Origin of the sequence: Micromonospora sp. NPDC005220 (genome assembly GCF_040607895.1) — a bacterium.
Taxonomy (GTDB): domain Bacteria; phylum Actinomycetota; class Actinomycetes; order Mycobacteriales; family Micromonosporaceae; genus Micromonospora.
In genome coordinates this window covers 1-14,301 of sequence record NZ_JBEXHP010000052.1, presented here as the reverse complement: position 1 = coordinate 14,301, position 14,301 = coordinate 1, and the positions used below count along the sequence as shown (strand labels likewise).

At 72.4% G+C, this 14,301-nt stretch carries 11 protein-coding genes; 4 read left to right on the top strand and 7 right to left on the bottom strand.

Annotated features, from left to right (window positions below; translation table 11 throughout):
* Positions 1 to 224: 224 nt before the first annotated feature.
* From ABZU52_RS19685 to pdhA, 4 genes are all read right to left on the bottom strand, one after another.
* Positions 225 to 362, bottom strand: coding sequence for a hypothetical protein (locus ABZU52_RS19685; RefSeq protein ID WP_165435866.1), 138 nt, complete (start codon positions 360 to 362; stop codon positions 225 to 227).
* A gap of 217 nt (positions 363 to 579) precedes the next feature.
* Positions 580 to 2,097 carry a dihydrolipoamide acetyltransferase family protein gene (locus ABZU52_RS19680; RefSeq protein WP_354972471.1) on the bottom strand — a complete coding sequence of 506 codons (1,518 nt, stop codon included), beginning with the start codon at positions 2,095 to 2,097 and terminating at the stop codon, positions 580 to 582.
* A 5-nt stretch (positions 2,098 to 2,102) separates the two neighbouring features.
* Positions 2,103 to 3,092 (bottom strand): alpha-ketoacid dehydrogenase subunit beta, encoded by a 990-nt coding sequence (locus ABZU52_RS19675; RefSeq protein ID WP_354972444.1) that lies wholly within the window; start codon positions 3,090 to 3,092, stop codon positions 2,103 to 2,105.
* Positions 3,092 to 4,267 carry a pyruvate dehydrogenase (acetyl-transferring) E1 component subunit alpha gene (pdhA, locus tag ABZU52_RS19670; RefSeq protein WP_354972443.1) on the bottom strand — a complete coding sequence of 392 codons (1,176 nt, stop codon included), beginning with the start codon at positions 4,265 to 4,267 and terminating at the stop codon, positions 3,092 to 3,094. Before pdhA ends, ABZU52_RS19675 begins: the two co-directional genes overlap by 1 nt.
* Before the next feature lie 523 nt (positions 4,268 to 4,790).
* On the opposite strand from pdhA, the gene ABZU52_RS19665 reads away from it, so the two are divergent.
* Entirely contained in the window at positions 4,791 to 5,723 is a 933-nt protein-coding gene (locus ABZU52_RS19665; protein ID WP_354972442.1) for a hypothetical protein, read from the top strand.
* A gap of 75 nt (positions 5,724 to 5,798) precedes the next feature.
* Complete coding sequence (locus tag ABZU52_RS19660; RefSeq protein ID WP_354972441.1) at positions 5,799 to 6,422, top strand: phosphatase PAP2 family protein; 624 nt, start codon at positions 5,799 to 5,801, stop codon at positions 6,420 to 6,422.
* Between the two features lie 75 nt (positions 6,423 to 6,497).
* Here the strand turns inward: ABZU52_RS19660 and ABZU52_RS19655 are convergent, their stop codons facing one another.
* From ABZU52_RS19655 to ABZU52_RS19645, 3 genes are read right to left on the bottom strand one after another with little or no spacing between them, the layout of a single operon-like run.
* Positions 6,498 to 7,721, bottom strand: a complete 1,224-nt coding sequence (locus tag ABZU52_RS19655; RefSeq protein WP_354972440.1) for a hypothetical protein — start codon at positions 7,719 to 7,721, stop codon at positions 6,498 to 6,500.
* Positions 7,722 to 7,778: 57 nt separating this feature from the next.
* Positions 7,779 to 9,464, bottom strand: coding sequence for a GTPase (locus ABZU52_RS19650; RefSeq protein ID WP_354972439.1), 1,686 nt, complete (start codon positions 9,462 to 9,464; stop codon positions 7,779 to 7,781).
* Complete coding sequence (locus ABZU52_RS19645) at positions 9,461 to 11,281, bottom strand: GTPase domain-containing protein (protein WP_354972438.1); 1,821 nt, start codon at positions 11,279 to 11,281, stop codon at positions 9,461 to 9,463. The genes ABZU52_RS19650 and ABZU52_RS19645 overlap by 4 nt, the downstream gene beginning before the upstream one ends.
* A gap of 220 nt (positions 11,282 to 11,501) precedes the next feature.
* Between ABZU52_RS19645 and dnaK the strand changes: the two genes are divergently transcribed.
* Both dnaK and grpE read left to right on the top strand, forming a co-directional pair.
* On the top strand, positions 11,502 to 13,370 hold the full coding sequence (dnaK, locus tag ABZU52_RS19640) for a molecular chaperone DnaK (protein WP_354972437.1): 1,869 nt from the start codon (positions 11,502 to 11,504) through the stop codon (positions 13,368 to 13,370).
* Between the two features lie 48 nt (positions 13,371 to 13,418).
* The gene (gene grpE / locus ABZU52_RS19635) at positions 13,419 to 14,186 is read left to right on the top strand and encodes a nucleotide exchange factor GrpE (RefSeq protein ID WP_354972436.1); all 768 of its coding nucleotides are present in this window, start codon (positions 13,419 to 13,421) and stop codon (positions 14,184 to 14,186) included.
* The last annotated feature ends 115 nt before the right edge of the window (positions 14,187 to 14,301 follow it).

The following is a 14,301-nucleotide window of genomic DNA, read 5'->3' as shown; positions in this document are numbered from 1 at the left end:
ACACGTCCAAGGAGCACTGGTCGTCACTCACCGTGGCCGGTTGGTGTCGAGCAGCTTCTGTCGGCTCGGCCTCTGCCGGGTCGGCGGGCGGCGACCGAAGCCCACCGTACCGGGCGCTGCGGCAGGGCGGAATCCCGGTGGTGGGTGGCTGGGAAACGCCGATGGCCCACCCGGTGGGCCGGGTGGGCCATCGATCTGGAGGAGATGAGGAATGTCGTGGAGCGTCAGCTCATGTGACGCTGGGCGATGACGAGGATCTCTTCGCGAACTGCCGGCGAGTTCGCCGAGCGCAGCGCGTGCTCGATGGCACGGGCGCGGCGGGTGGCGTCGCGGTGGTTGCGGATTCGCTCGATCATGCTCATTGGGGGTCCCCCTAGCTATTCGGTTGTCAGCCCCTGATGCATCTATTCAACAGCAGAAGCCGGCGAAATTCCATCGATTATTAGGTGAGCTGAGACACCTGCCTAACAATCAAAGGTCAACAGGCTTCCTGGCCGACGGTTCCGTCGCCCAACGGACACGGCCGGTGTGCCGGGCGTTAACCCGTGGCACACCGGCCGTGGCTGGCGTTCGGAACGATCAGGTCCAGGCGAGCAGCGCCGCCTCCGGATCCGTCAGGAAGTCGCCGACGTCCCGCAGGAACTTCGAGCCCAGCTCACCGTCGATGATCCGGTGGTCGAAGCTCAGCCCCAGAGTGGTGACCTGGCGAACCTTGACCTTGCCCTTGTGTACCCAGGGCATCTCCCGCACCGCGCCGAAGGCCAGGATCGCGGACTCACCCGGCGGCAGGATCGGTGTGCCGGTGTCCACCCCGAACACGCCCACGTTGGTGATGGTCAGGGTGCCGCCGGACATGGCCGCCGGCGAGGTGCGGCCGGACTTCGCCGTCTGCACCAGGTCGGTCAGCGCGTCCGCCAGCTCCCGCAGCGAGAGTCGGCCGGCGTCCTTCACGTTCGGCACGATCAGACCGCGCTCGGTGGCTGCCGCGATGCCGAGGTTGACGTACTCCTTGACCACGATCTCGTCGCCCGCCCAGGTCGAGTTGACCATCGGGTGCCGTTGCACCGCCAGCAGCACCGCCTTTGCCACCAGCAGCAGCGGCGAGACCCGTACGTCGCGCCACTCCCGTCGGCCGCGCAGCCGGTCCAGCGCCTTCATCGACCGGGTCACGTCGACGGTCAGGAACTCCGTCACGTGCGGGGCGGTGAACGCCGAGCGGGACATGTTCTCGGCAGTGAGCTTGCGGACGCCCTTGACCGGGATGCGCTGCTCCCGGTCCGCGCCGAAGCTCGCGGCGCTCGTCGTCGCCGACGACACCGCGACCGGCTCGGCCGCCGGACCGCTCGCCGCCTGCTGTACGTCCTCCCGGGTGATCGAGCCCAGCGGCCCCGACCCGGTCAGCGTGCCGAGGTCGACACCGAGGTCCTTGGCGAGCTTCCGCACGGGAGGCTTGGCCAACACGACCCCGCCGCCGCTCGCCCCATTGCCGCTCGCCCCGCCGCTCGCCCCATTGCGTCGATCATGGACTTGTGGTGCCGGAATCATGGAGGTTGCGGCTGGTTTGTCACCCACCACAACTCCATGATCGACCCCAGCAGGGGTGGCGGGAGCCGCCACGGCCTGCGCGGGGACGGCGTTCTTGCGGGGGCGGCGCTTCGCGGCGGTCGTCCGCGGGCCGTAGCCGACCAGCACCGCCGTCCGCCCGCCCGGGGCTGGACCGCCGATCAGACCCGGCTCGACCATGCCCTCGGCCGGTGCCACCTCCACCGCCGCCAGCGAAGCCGCCGACGGGATGGGCAGGTCATCGCTGGACATGGCAGTGGTCGACGGCGTCTCCAGCGGGCCGGCCCCCGGGTCGGTGTCGATCGCGATGATCGGCGTACCGACCTCGACCGTGGTGCCCTCCGGGTGGTGGATCGCCTGCACCTGCCCGGCCCACTTCGCCGGGATCTCCACGGCCGCCTTCGCCGTCTCCACCTCGACGATCGGCTGGTTCAGCTCGATGGTGTCGCCGACCTTGACCAGCCAGGCCAGGATCTCGCCCTCGGTCAGCCCCTCGCCCAGGTCGGGCAGGTTGAACGTCTTGATCCGGGACATCTCGCTCACCAGCCGAAGGTGCGGTCGACGGCGTCGAGCACCCGATCGAGGTCGGGCAGGTACTCCTCCTCCACCCGGGCGGCCGGGTAGGGGGTGTCGAAGCCGGTCACCCGCAGCACGGGCGACTCCAGGGAGTAGAAGCACTCCTCGGTGATCCGGGCGGCCAACTCGGCGCCCAGGCCGATGTTGGACGGCGCCTCGTGCACCACTACCGCGCGGCCGGTGCGCTTCACCGACTCGTACGCCGCCCGCAGGTCCAGCGGCGAGAGCGAGCGCAGGTCGATGACCTCCAGCTCCCGGCCGTCCTCGGCGGCGGCGGTCGCCGCGTCCAGGCAGGTCCGCACCATCGGGCCGTAGGCCAGCAGGGTGACGTCGGTGCCGGGCCGCACCACCCGGGCCGAGTGCAGGGGGTACGCGTCGGACAGCGGCGCGTCCAGGTCGACCTGACCTTTCTCCCAGTAGCGCCGCTTGGGCTCCAGGAAGACGATCGGGTCGTCCGAGGCGATGGCCTGCTGGATCATCACGTACGCGTCCTGCGGGTTGGCGCAGGTCACCACCTTCAGGCCGGCGGTGTGCGCGAAGTACGCCTCCGGCGACTCGGAGTGGTGCTCCACCGCGCCGATGCCGCCGCCGTACGGGATCCGGATGACCATCGGGATGCTGAGCTTGCCGCCCGAGCGGTAGTGCATCTTCGCCACCTGCGACACGATCTGGTCGTACGCCGGGTAGACGAAGCCGTCGAACTGGATCTCGCAGACCGGTCGGTAGCCGCGGATGGCCAGGCCGACGGCGGTGCCGATGATGCCGGACTCGGCCAGCGGGGTGTCGATCACCCGCTGGTCGCCGAAGTCCTTCTGGAGACCGTCGGTGATCCGGAAGACGCCGCCGAGCTTGCCGACGTCCTCGCCCATGATGACGACCTTGCTGTCGTTCTCCAGGGCGCGGCGCAGACCGGTGTTGAGGGCCTTGCCGAGGGTGAGCGTCTCCGTGGCCATCAGTGGGCGCTCCCCTCGAACGACTCCATGTAGCGGCTGAACTGCGCGCGCTGCTCGTCGAGCAGCGGAGACCCGTTGGGGTAGACGTGGTCGAACATCGTCACCGGCTCCGGGTTCGGCATCTCGAGCACCCGCTCGCGCAGGTGCACCGACTCGCGGCGGGCCTGCTCGTCGACCTCGGCGAAGAAGCCCGCGTCGGCGATCTGCTGCTTCTCCAGGAAGGCCTTGACCCGGGCGATCGGGTCCTTGGCCTGCCACGCCTCGACCTCACTGGCGATGCGGTAACGGGTCGGGTCGTCGGAGGTGGTGTGCGCGCCCATCCGGTAGGTGTACGCCTCGATCAGGCTCGGGCCCTGTCCGAGGCGGGCGTTGTCCAGCGCGGTGCGGGTGACCGCGTACGTGGCGAGCACGTCGTTGCCGTCCACCCGTACGCCGGGGAAGCCGAAGCCGGCGGCCCGCTGGTAGAGCGGGACACGGGTCTGCCGCTCCAGCGGCTCGGAGATCGCGTACTGGTTGTTCTGGCAGAAGAAGACCAGCGGCGCGTTGAACACGCTCGCCCAGACGAACGCCTCGTTCACGTCGCCCTGGCTGGTGGCGCCGTCGCCGAAGTAGGCGATCGCCGCCTCGCCGTCGTCGGTGCCGGTCTTGCCGTCGATGGTGATCCCCATCGCGTAGCCGGTCGCGTGCAGGGTCTGCGCGCCGATGACGATGGTGTACATGTTGAACTTGAACTCGTTCGGGTCCCAGCCGCCCTGGTCGACACCGCGGAACAGGCCGAGCGGCATGATCGGGTCGATGCCCCGGGTGTAGAGGACGCCGTGCTCCCGGTAGGTCGGGAAGGCCATGTCCTGGGTACGCAGCGCCCGCCCGGAGCCGACCTGGGCGGCCTCCTGGCCGAGCAGGCTGGCCCAGAGGCCGAGCTCGCCCTGGCGCTGGAGTGCGGTCGCCTCGGCGTCGAGCTTGCGGACCAGCACCAGGTCGCGGTAGAGACCGCGGTACTCCTCGTCGGTGAAGTCGACGCGGTACTCGGTGCCGTCCGGCCCGGTGGCGCTGTCGATCCGCTCGCCTTCGGGAGTGAGCAGCTGCACCAGCTCGGGGTTGCCGGCCGCGCCCTTTCTGGAGCGGGGAGTTGCCCGCCTGCTGCGGGTGGTGCCCCCGGGGTCGCCCTTTGCCATCGGTCTCTCCCTGTCGTGTCTGCGTCGGCACCGGGGGGTCACCCGGCCACGCAACTCGTGCGCCTGTCCGGCTGCTGCCGGACCGGTTCCTGGCGGCCGCGCCTAGCCCCGGTGGGGGTTGCCGCGCGGCGTGAGCCGGGTTCTGGCCGAACCCGGATCGGGAGCGCCGGCGCCGGGCCGCGCCTGCCGCGGGGGTGCGCGGAGGTCGCGGCTGCGTTGCCGTCGTGCTCCATATTTGCAGAGCACGTGAGCGCGCCCACAGTACGCCTGCCCCCGCAATCCGACCGCCCATGCTTTGACGCCGTTTGTCGCCATCACGCCGGCTCGCGTTTCCCAGGCGTTGCGGCACGATTTGTCACCGTTCGGCCAGCACCGCGTGTCGACACGCGGTGGAGGTTGGCTGACGCAGGGTGACTGCGCCAGGCTGATTCCGCAGGATCGCGCCTATCGGGTTATTTGTCGGGTTCTTGCCCCCGGCGGCGTCCATCCATGTCCTCCGACGGCCGACGACAAGGGGTGTGCGGTGTACGAGCCAGCTGACGGTCCCGGCACACCAGCGCTTGGTCGGCACCGGTCAGCCGACGGCTATCGCCGGATGGTCGGCGTGCACCGGGCCCCCGGTGCGGGTAGCCCCACCCGCGGGTACCTGCTCACCGTCGCGCTGCTGGCCGGCACGGCGTCGATGCCCATCCTCGCCGCGATCAGCGCCGGCTCGGCCACCCCGGGCAGCACCGCCCTGCCGGACAGCAGCACGCCGTTCATCCCGACCCCGTCCGTCGGGCCGGTGGTGATCCCGCTGCCGATGACCAGCCAACCACCGCTTCTCCCGCTCGGCACACCCAGCGTCGGCCCGACCAGCGGCTGGCTGCCCGCCGCCCCGCGCCGCCCAGGGGAAGGGCGCGCCGCGGCCGATCCCGGGCCTGGCCTGCCGACGGCCGCCCCGCCGGTGGCGCCGAAACCCACCCGGGGCACCTCGCCGCCGGCGCCCCCGCCCGTCGCTCCGCCGCCGACCGGCTCCGACCCGACCGACCCGCCGGACCCCGGCCCGACCGACCCGCCGGATCCCGGCCCGACCGACCCGCCGGACCCCGGCCCGACCGACCCGCCGGACCCCGGTCCGACCGACCCGACCGATCCGCCGGACCCGGCTCCGACCGACCCGGCTCCGACCGGCTCGGCCGACCCCGATCCGACCCCGACCCTGACGGCGGACCCGACGCCCACACTGGACCCGACGCTGGGTCCGACACCCACGCCGGGCGACGACGTGACGGCGACCGCCGTGCCGACCAGCACCCGGTCCGTCCCGGCCCCGACACCCACGCCGCCGGCGGTACCGACCCGCCGGCCCAGCCCGGCGATCCCGTCGCCGTCGGCGGTCGCCTCGCCGCCCAGCGTCCGCCCGGCACCGCTGCCCGGACCGATGCACCTCGCGGTGTCGCCAGCGGTACGGTGACCATCAGACCCGGCCCGTTCGGCGTCGGCGGTGTTCGGCGGTGTTCGGCGGTAGGCGCGTACCGGAGGGGGTGGCGTGGGCGGCGGTGCGGAATTCCGCCCGGTCACCGCCCGACCCGGCCCGGGGTTACGGATCGCCCGGCTGGTCACCGAGTTGACCGCACCGGCGGTGCTCGTGTCGCTGCTGATCCTCACGGTGAGCTGGCACAGCGCACGCCGCCCCGGTCAGGGCCTCGCCTGGGGTCTGCTCGCCACTCTCTTCGTCACGGGTATTCCGTTCGCCTACATCATCGGCGGGGTACGCCGCGGCCGGCTCACCGACCACCACATCGGCCGTCGGGAGCAGCGTCGGGCGCCGCTGCTGGTCGGCCTCGGTTCGGTAGCGGCGGGGCTCGCCCTGCTCGCCGTGTTCGGGGCGCCCCGCCCGGTGCTGGCGCTGGCGGTGGCCGGGCTGGTCGGCCTCGTCGTCGCCGTGTCGGTCAGCCACTGGTGGAAGATGTCGATCCACTCGGCGGTGGCCGCCGGCACACTTGTCATCCTGATGTTGACCTTCGGGACGCGGCTGGTAGTCGCCGCACCGCTGCTGGCGGTGGTCGGCTGGTCGCGGGTACGGCTGAGGGACCACACGGTGGCGCAGGTGCTGGCCGGAGGTGCGCTCGGCGCCCTGATCGCCGCGGCGGTCTTCGGCCCACTGCGCTAGACGGGCCGGGCGCTGGCAGCCCCACGGCCGGCGGCGCAGGGCGGGCGGCGCGCAGCCGCCCACCCTCGGACGTCGTCAGGCGCCGTCGTCGGCGAGGCGGTGCCGGTTCGCCTCGATCCAGGCGTCCAGTGCGGCCGGGTCGTCCGGGTCCACGCCGTCGGCCATCAGCTGCGCCACCGCGGCGGTGGCCGCGCTGCGCCGCTCACCGGTCGAGTAGAGCCGGGCGAACTCCGGCACCATCTCCTCGATCGCCTCGTCGGTGCGCGTCGTCGCCGCCTCGGGCAGCCCGCGCTGGCGCGACGCGTACCGCGCCCAGGCCCGCAGCACCCGGGGCAGCATCGCCGCGTCGTCCATGTCCAGCACGGCCCGGCGGTGCACCCAGTCGAGCAGGAAGAGCCCGGACACCGCAGGGCTCCAGCGCATCGGGTCGGCGTCCGGGAAGCTCGCCGAGTGGTCCAGCAGCAGGCTCAGGCAGAAGTGCAGCGAGGCCAGCTCGGGGCCATCGACGGCGTCCAGCCCGAAGCGGACGGCCTCCGGCGCGGCGAGGAACCGTCGGACCAGGTCGGTGCGCTCGGCCGCGGAGAGCGGCTCGACCTCCGCCGGACCGGTCGGGTCGGCCGCGGTGGGCAGCATCGCCAGCCGGGCCCCGACCAACGCCCGGTCGGTGGCGAGCGACCCCTCGCCGGGCAGCTCGCCCAGGTCGTCGGTGACCGCCAGATGGCGGGCCACCTCGCCCCGGAGCCGGGCTGGATCTTCGGTCCGGAACCAGGTCAACTCGTCGTCGGCGCACATCTGCCGGACCTGGTCCAGGATCCGTTCGGCCGGCCCGCCCACGAAGATGTCCTTGGTGATCCCGATGTTGTGGTCCACCAGGGCCACCAGCGCGTGCTCCGAGCCGCCGGACTCGTCGTCGTAGGCGAAGGTCGCGAGGTAGGAGGTCTGGTCGCCGTACACGTCGCCGTACGCCCAGGCGCCGGTGAGGTGCACCCGGCCGAGCTGGGTCGTCCAGCTGGGCGCCTGGCTGCCCGGACGCACCCGCTCAGTGCCCTCGGCGGCCGGCACGAGGGTGGCGAAGACCTGCCGGATGGTGGTCGCCGCCGCGACCCTGCGGCGGGCGGTGGCGGCGAGGAAGCCGGTGACGAACTCCCGTACGGCGGCGTCGCGGTCGGTCTCCGCGATCGCGTAGACACTGCCCAGCAGGGCGCTGCCGAGCATCTCGGCGTCGAGGGCGGACTCCAGCTTGGTCACGTCGCGTGCGGCGTGCAGCACCGCGTCGTAGGGGGTCTGAGGCGTGGCCATGGTCCGACCCTACGCCGCTGTGGGCCTACGGAGAGCGCCAGCGGGCCGTGCGAAGCGTCAATGGCGTCCGGCGTCTCGCAGCGCGTCCCGGGCCTGCGCGTATGAGCCGAGCACGACCCGTACCGGTGTCAGCACGTACTCCTCGCCCACCTCGGCGACCCGGACCGTCAGCCGTTGCCGAGCACGGGCCCGCGCCCTCCGGGCTGCCCAGCGCACCACCGGTCGGGTCAGCGCTGCCACCAGAAGCCCGGCCAGCAGGCCGCCGAGCAGCAGCAGGGTGGGCATCGGCACCTGCCCGACCATCGGGTTGTCCAACGCGGGCAGGCCGAGAGCCCGTAGCGCGTAGCCGAGCACCAGCCAGCCCAGGCCGACCACGGCGGCAAGGGTGACCAGCCACTGCACACCGCCGACGACCCGCCACCACACCGGCTGACGGCTCAGGCCGAGGTCGGTGCAGGCGATCGCGCGGTCCAACGCGTCCGGCATGTCGTCGAGGCGGGACCGGGCTGCCGAGGTCACCGCCGTCGGCCAGGCGGCGGGCAGGCCGTTGGCGGCCCGGTCGGCCACCGCGCGGATCGCCAGGCCCAAGGCAGAGCGCTGCGCGACCGTCGCGTCCGGCACCGAGGTCGCCGCCACCAGGCTCTCCGACGGGTCGGCGTCCGCGCCGGCCGGGCCGGGCAGGTGCAGCCGACGCAGCGGGTCGGGTCGCAACCGCCGCCAGCCCCGGACCACCGGCCAGCCGGTGCTTGCGCCGGCTCGGTGCCGGTACGCCCGCTCGACCGCCTCGCTCACCGCCGGCACGCCGGCAGCATTGGCCAACGCCCGGTTCAACCCGGCCACAGCCGCGTCGTCCGGCCCACCCGCCGGCCGGGCCGAACCGACCAGCTCGTCCAGGCCGGCCACGACCGTGTCGACGTCGCCCGCGAGCCGGCGCAACGCGGCCTGCCGCTCGGCCACGGTGCGCTCCAGGGCGTCGCGCAGCCCGACCATCCCGGCCGGATCGATGGCGGTGGTGGCCAGCAGCGGCACACCGGTCAGCCCGTCCGTGTCGAGCAGCCGGCGCAGGTCGTCCAGGACCCGGGGCACCTCGGCCGGGGGTAACCGGTCGGCCTGGTTGAGCACGACCACTGTGACGTCGCGGTGCCGGTGGAACTCGCGCAGGTAGCTGTCGTGGATGACCCGGTCGGCGTACTTCTGCGGGTCGACCACCCAGACCACCTGGTCGACCAGGCCGAGGAGTCGGTCCACCTCGAGCCGGTGGGATCGCTGCACCGAGTCGAAGTCGGGCAGGTCGAGCAGGATCAGCCCGTGCAGGGCCGTCTCGTCGTCCGCGTCCAGGGCGCTTTCCCGGACGAAGCGGTGTCGGGGCAGCACGCCGATCCAGTCGAGCAGATGGTTGGCGCCCTCCAACGGCCCCCACACGCAGGCGTGGGTGACGCCGGTGGTCGGCCGGCGGACCCCGACCGGTGAGAGTTCCAGCTGGGCCAACGCGTTGAAGAGGCTGGACTTGCCGCTGCCGGTGGCACCGGCCAGGGCGACCACGGTGTGGTCCCGGGACAGCTCCAGCCGGGTGCCGGCCCGCTCGACCACTGTGTGCGCGGGTACCAGGTCGGCGTCCGGCAGCAGACCGTCCACGGCGGTCAGGAACCGGCGTACCGCGTCCAGCCGGGCGATCAGCGCGTCGGCGTCGACCCGCTGGTCCCCGCGGAACACCTCGCGTACCCGGCCGGCGATGTTGCTCACTGGAAACCCTCCTCGTCGCCGGCGGACAGCCCGCTGCGATGCCGGGCCAGCTCGACCCGGCCGGCGGCCCGGCGCAGCCCGTCGCCGGCGTCCGCGGCCGGGCGGGCCTCGGCGGTGCGGCTCAGGAAGCGGTCGGCCTCCGCGTCCAGCAGCGTCCGCACCCGGGCCAGCAGCTCGGTGCGGGCCTTGGCGGCGAGGGTACGCACCGCCTGGTCGCCGAAGATCGCCTGGAGGACGGCCTGCGCGGCGACCGTGGTGCCGGCCCCGGTGGCCAACTCCAGCCCGGTCGGGATGAACGCGGTGGAGGCGAAAACGGCGATCATCACGGCCAGCCCGGTGGCGTTCACCGCGTACGCGGCGGTGCGGGCCACGAACCGCTTGTCACCGCCCTCGACCCGGACCAGCTCCAGCACTCCGCGTTGCCAGTCCCGGACCATGCGCTCGGCGCGTTCGGGTAAATCGTCGCTCGGGTGGGCGAGCGCCGGGTCGAGCAGCCCGGCGCCGGCCGGATGGGCCTTCCACCCGGTGTACGCGGATTCGGCGGCCTCCGAGGCCACCCCGCGCAGCAGCGTCACCAGCTGGGACTCGATGGCGTGGCGCAGCTCGACGGCGGGTGCCGGCCGACCGGTGACGGCGGCCACGACCCGGTCCCGTAGCCGGCCGATCCGAGCCTCCAGCGTGCGGAACAGCTCGCCGGTGCCGACGAACTCCTGCCAGCGGGCGAGCACCTCGCCGCGGAGCAGCCGGCCGTCCTGAAGCCCCTGCTCGACGGTGCGCTCGGCACCCCGGTACGCGGCCCGGACCCGTTCGTCCAGCCCGTCGGCGGCGGCCAGCTGCTCGTCGGCGGCGTCGGCCAGATCCTCCACGGCGGGGTGGAGTGCGGCCAGCGCCCCGTCGAGGGTCTGGCGGACCACCGCACCCCGGGCGTCCGCGTCGGCGGCCAACCGGGCGAACCAGTCGGCCAGCGGCGCGGTCACTCCCTCGGACAGCAGCCCCTGACCGTCGACCCAGGTTTCCGGCAACACGAACAGCGGCGCCCGGCCGAGGTCCTGTTCGGCGAGCATCTCGGTGAGGTGCGCGGCGATCTCGTCGGCGGCCTCGGCGGGGACCCGGTCCAGCACCATGGCGATCACCGCGCCGCGCGCCCGGGCACTGCGCAGCAGCTCCCAGGGCACCGCGTCGGCGTACCGGGCGGCGGTGGTGACGAAGAGCCACAGGTCGGCGGCGGCCAGTAGCTGGGTGGCGAGCGCCCGGTTGGCGTCGACGACCGAGTCGATGTCGGGTGCGTCGAGGAAGGCCAGCCCGGCGGGCAGCGCCGGGGCGGTGACGAGGTGCAGGGAGCGTGGGTCTTCGCTCGGCTCGGTGGTGCGGGTCAGGCCGGGCAGGAGGTCACCCTGCCGGAACCAGGCCGCGTCGGACGGGTTGCAGACCAGCACCGGGGAGCGGGTGGTCGGCCGGAGCACGCCGGCGGCGCTGACCCGGGCCTTGACCAGGCTGTTGACCAGGGTCGACTTACCCGCGCCGGTGGAGCCGCCGACCACCACGAGCAGTGGGGCGTCCAGCCGGGCGAGTCGGGGCAGCAGGTAGTCGTCGAGCTGGTCGGTGAGGGTGGTCGCGGTGTGCCGGGCGGAGCTGGCAGAGGGCAGCGCGAGGGGATACCGGGTCGCGCCGATCGCCTCCCGGAGGCCCGACAGTGCGCCGGGGAGGCTGTCGTCCCCGGTGGTGGCGGGCGGCTCCTCCGCGGCGTCCGGCGGGTCGGTGCGGGCTGCGACGGCGGGCGCGCCGGAACGGGTGGCGGGATCGCCGTGCGTCGTCACCGCTAAAGCGTGCCCGACCGATGCAAGGGAAGACAACCGGACGGTAATAACGGCTGGGTTGCGTCGGGGTGACTCAAGTCAACTTGACGATTGGCCAACGCGTGGCACTATTGAGTCAAGTTCACTCAACTTATGGTCGGGCCCGCTGCGGGCGGTGCTCGCCAGCAGCCCACGGGCGACGCCCGTCACCTGCACAACCTTACGAAGCGAGGAAGCGAACATGGCACGTGCGGTCGGTATCGACCTCGGCACGACGAACTCCTGCGTCAGCGTTCTCGAGGGCGGTGAGCCCACCGTCATCGCCAACGCTGAGGGGTCGCGGACGACTCCGTCGATCGTCGCGTTCGCCCGCAACGGCGAGGTGCTCGTCGGTGAGGTCGCCAAGCGCCAAGCGGTCACCAACCCGGACCGGACGATCCGGTCGGTCAAGCGCGAGGTTGGCACGAACTGGTCCGTCGACATCGACGGCAAGAAGTACACCCCGCAGGAGATCTCGGCCCGGACGCTGATGAAGCTCAAGCGGGACGCCGAGGCGTACCTGGGCGAGCAGATCACCGACGCGGTGATCACCGTCCCGGCCTACTTCAACGACAGCCAGCGCCAGGCCACCAAGGAGGCCGGTGAGATCGCCGGCTTCAACGTGCTGCGGATCGTCAACGAGCCGACCGCGGCCGCCCTGGCGTACGGGCTGGACAAGGGCTCCAAGGAGCAGACCGTCCTGGTCTTCGACCTCGGCGGCGGCACCTTCGACGTGTCGCTGCTGGAGCTGGCCGAGGGCGTGATCGAGGTCAAGTCGACGAGCGGTGACAACCACCTCGGTGGCGACGACTGGGACCAGCGGATCATCGACCACCTGGTCAAGACGTTCCGCGGTGAGCACGGCATCGACCTCGGTCAGGACAAGATGGCCCTCCAGCGGCTCCGTGAGGCCGCCGAGAAGGCCAAGATCGAGCTGTCCGCCGCCACCACCACCAACATCAACCTGCCGTACATCACCGCCGGCGCGGCCGGCCCGCTGCACCTCGACGTGACGCTCAGCCGCGCCGAGTTCCAGCGGATGACGCAGGACCTGCTGGACCGTTGCAAGGGCCCGTTCGAGCAGGCCGTGAAGGACGCCGGGATCAAGATCTCCGACGTCGAGCACGTCATCCTGGTCGGCGGCTCGACCCGGATGCCCGCCGTGACCGACCTGGTCAAGCAGCTCACCGGCCGCGACCCCAACAAGGGCGTCAACCCGGACGAAGTGGTCGCCGTCGGCGCCGCCCTCCAGGCCGGTGTGCTCAAGGGTGAGGTCAAGGACGTCCTGCTGCTCGACGTGACCCCGCTGAGCCTGGGCATCGAGACCAAGGGCGGCATCTTCACCAAGCTGATCGAGCGCAACACCACCATCCCGACCAAGCGCTCCGAGGTCTTCACCACGGCGGATGACAACCAGCCGTCGGTGCTGATCCAGGTGTTCCAGGGTGAGCGGGAGATCGCGGCCTACAACAAGAAGCTCGGCACCTTCGAGCTGACCGGCCTCCCGCCGGCGCCGCGCGGCGTGCCGCAGATCGAGGTCGCCTTCGACATCGACGCCAACGGCATCGTCAACGTGCACGCCAAGGACCTGGGCACCGGCAAGGAACAGAAGATGACGATCACCGGCGGCTCCTCGCTGCCGAAGGACGACATCGAGCGGATGCGCCGGGACGCCGAGGAGCACGCGGAGGAGGACAAGCGCCGCCGCGACGACGCCGAGACCCGCAACGTGGCCGAGGCGCTCCAGTGGCAGACCGAGAAGTTCCTCGCCGAGAGCGGCGACAAGCTGCCCAGCGAGAACCGCGAGCAGCTCAACGAGGCGCTCGGCGAGCTGCGCGGCGCCCTCGGCGGTCAGGACATCGAGAAGATCAAGTCCGCGCACGAGAAGCTGGCGCAGGTCTCCCAGCAGGCCGGCTCGCTGCTCTACTCGCAGCAGGCCGAGCAGGGCCAGCAGCCGGGCGGCGAGCCCGGCCCGGGTGCGACCGGCGCGACCGGTGCGACCGGCGCGCAGAGCGGCGGCGCCGACGACGTGGTCGACGCGGAAATCGTGGACGAGGACGGCAAGAAGTGACCGTCGGCCTCCGACACGTTTCCACCGCTAAGGGGATGAGGTAGCCGCATGACGCAGAAGCCACGAGCCGCCGACCCAGGCGACACCGGGTCGACGCCGGGTGGCTCCGCGACCACGGAGCCGACCACCGGCGACGGGGAGCGGGTCGTCATCCGCAACAACCGCAAGCTCGTCGACACCGCCGAGCCGGAGGGAAGCGCCGCCGACGCGGAGACCGGCGCACCGGCCGAGGGTCTGGTCGAGGACACCGAGGTCGTGGTCGACGAGGTCGAGGTCGAGGTCAACTCCACCGACGGGCCCGTACCGTCCGGCCCGCCGGTGGTGGACGCCCCGGCACAGCCGGTCGAGGACGGCGGCGGCACCGGCACCGGCACCCCGCTCGGCGCCGAGCTGGAGGCGCTCCGGGCCGAGCTCGACGAGCGGACCAGGGACCTGCAGCGGGTGTCGGCGGAGTACGCCAACTACCGCAAGCGGGTCGACCGTGACCGCAGCCTCGTACAGGAGCAGGCGACCGGCTCGGTGCTGGCCGCGCTGCTGCCGATCCTGGACGACCTGGACCGGGCCCGGGAACACGGCGACCTGGTCGGGCCGTTCGGCACGGTGGCGGAACAGCTCACCACCGCGCTGGGCAAGTTCGGCCTGAACGCCTTCGGCGAGCAGGGCGACCCGTTCGACCCGACCCGGCACGAGGCGGTCGCGCACCAGACCTCGGCCGACGTCAGCGAGCCGACCTGCGTACAGGTCATGCGACGCGGCTACCAGCTCGGTGAGCGGCTGCTGCGCCCCGCGCTGGTCGCGGTCGCGGATCCGGAATAGTGCCAGACAGTGACCGGGTCGTCCCGCCCACCCACCCCCCCGGGGGGGGGCCGCCGGGCCCCCCACGGGGGGGATCATGTGGACCGGGGGGTGTAAAGAATAGGTAGAAGAAGAG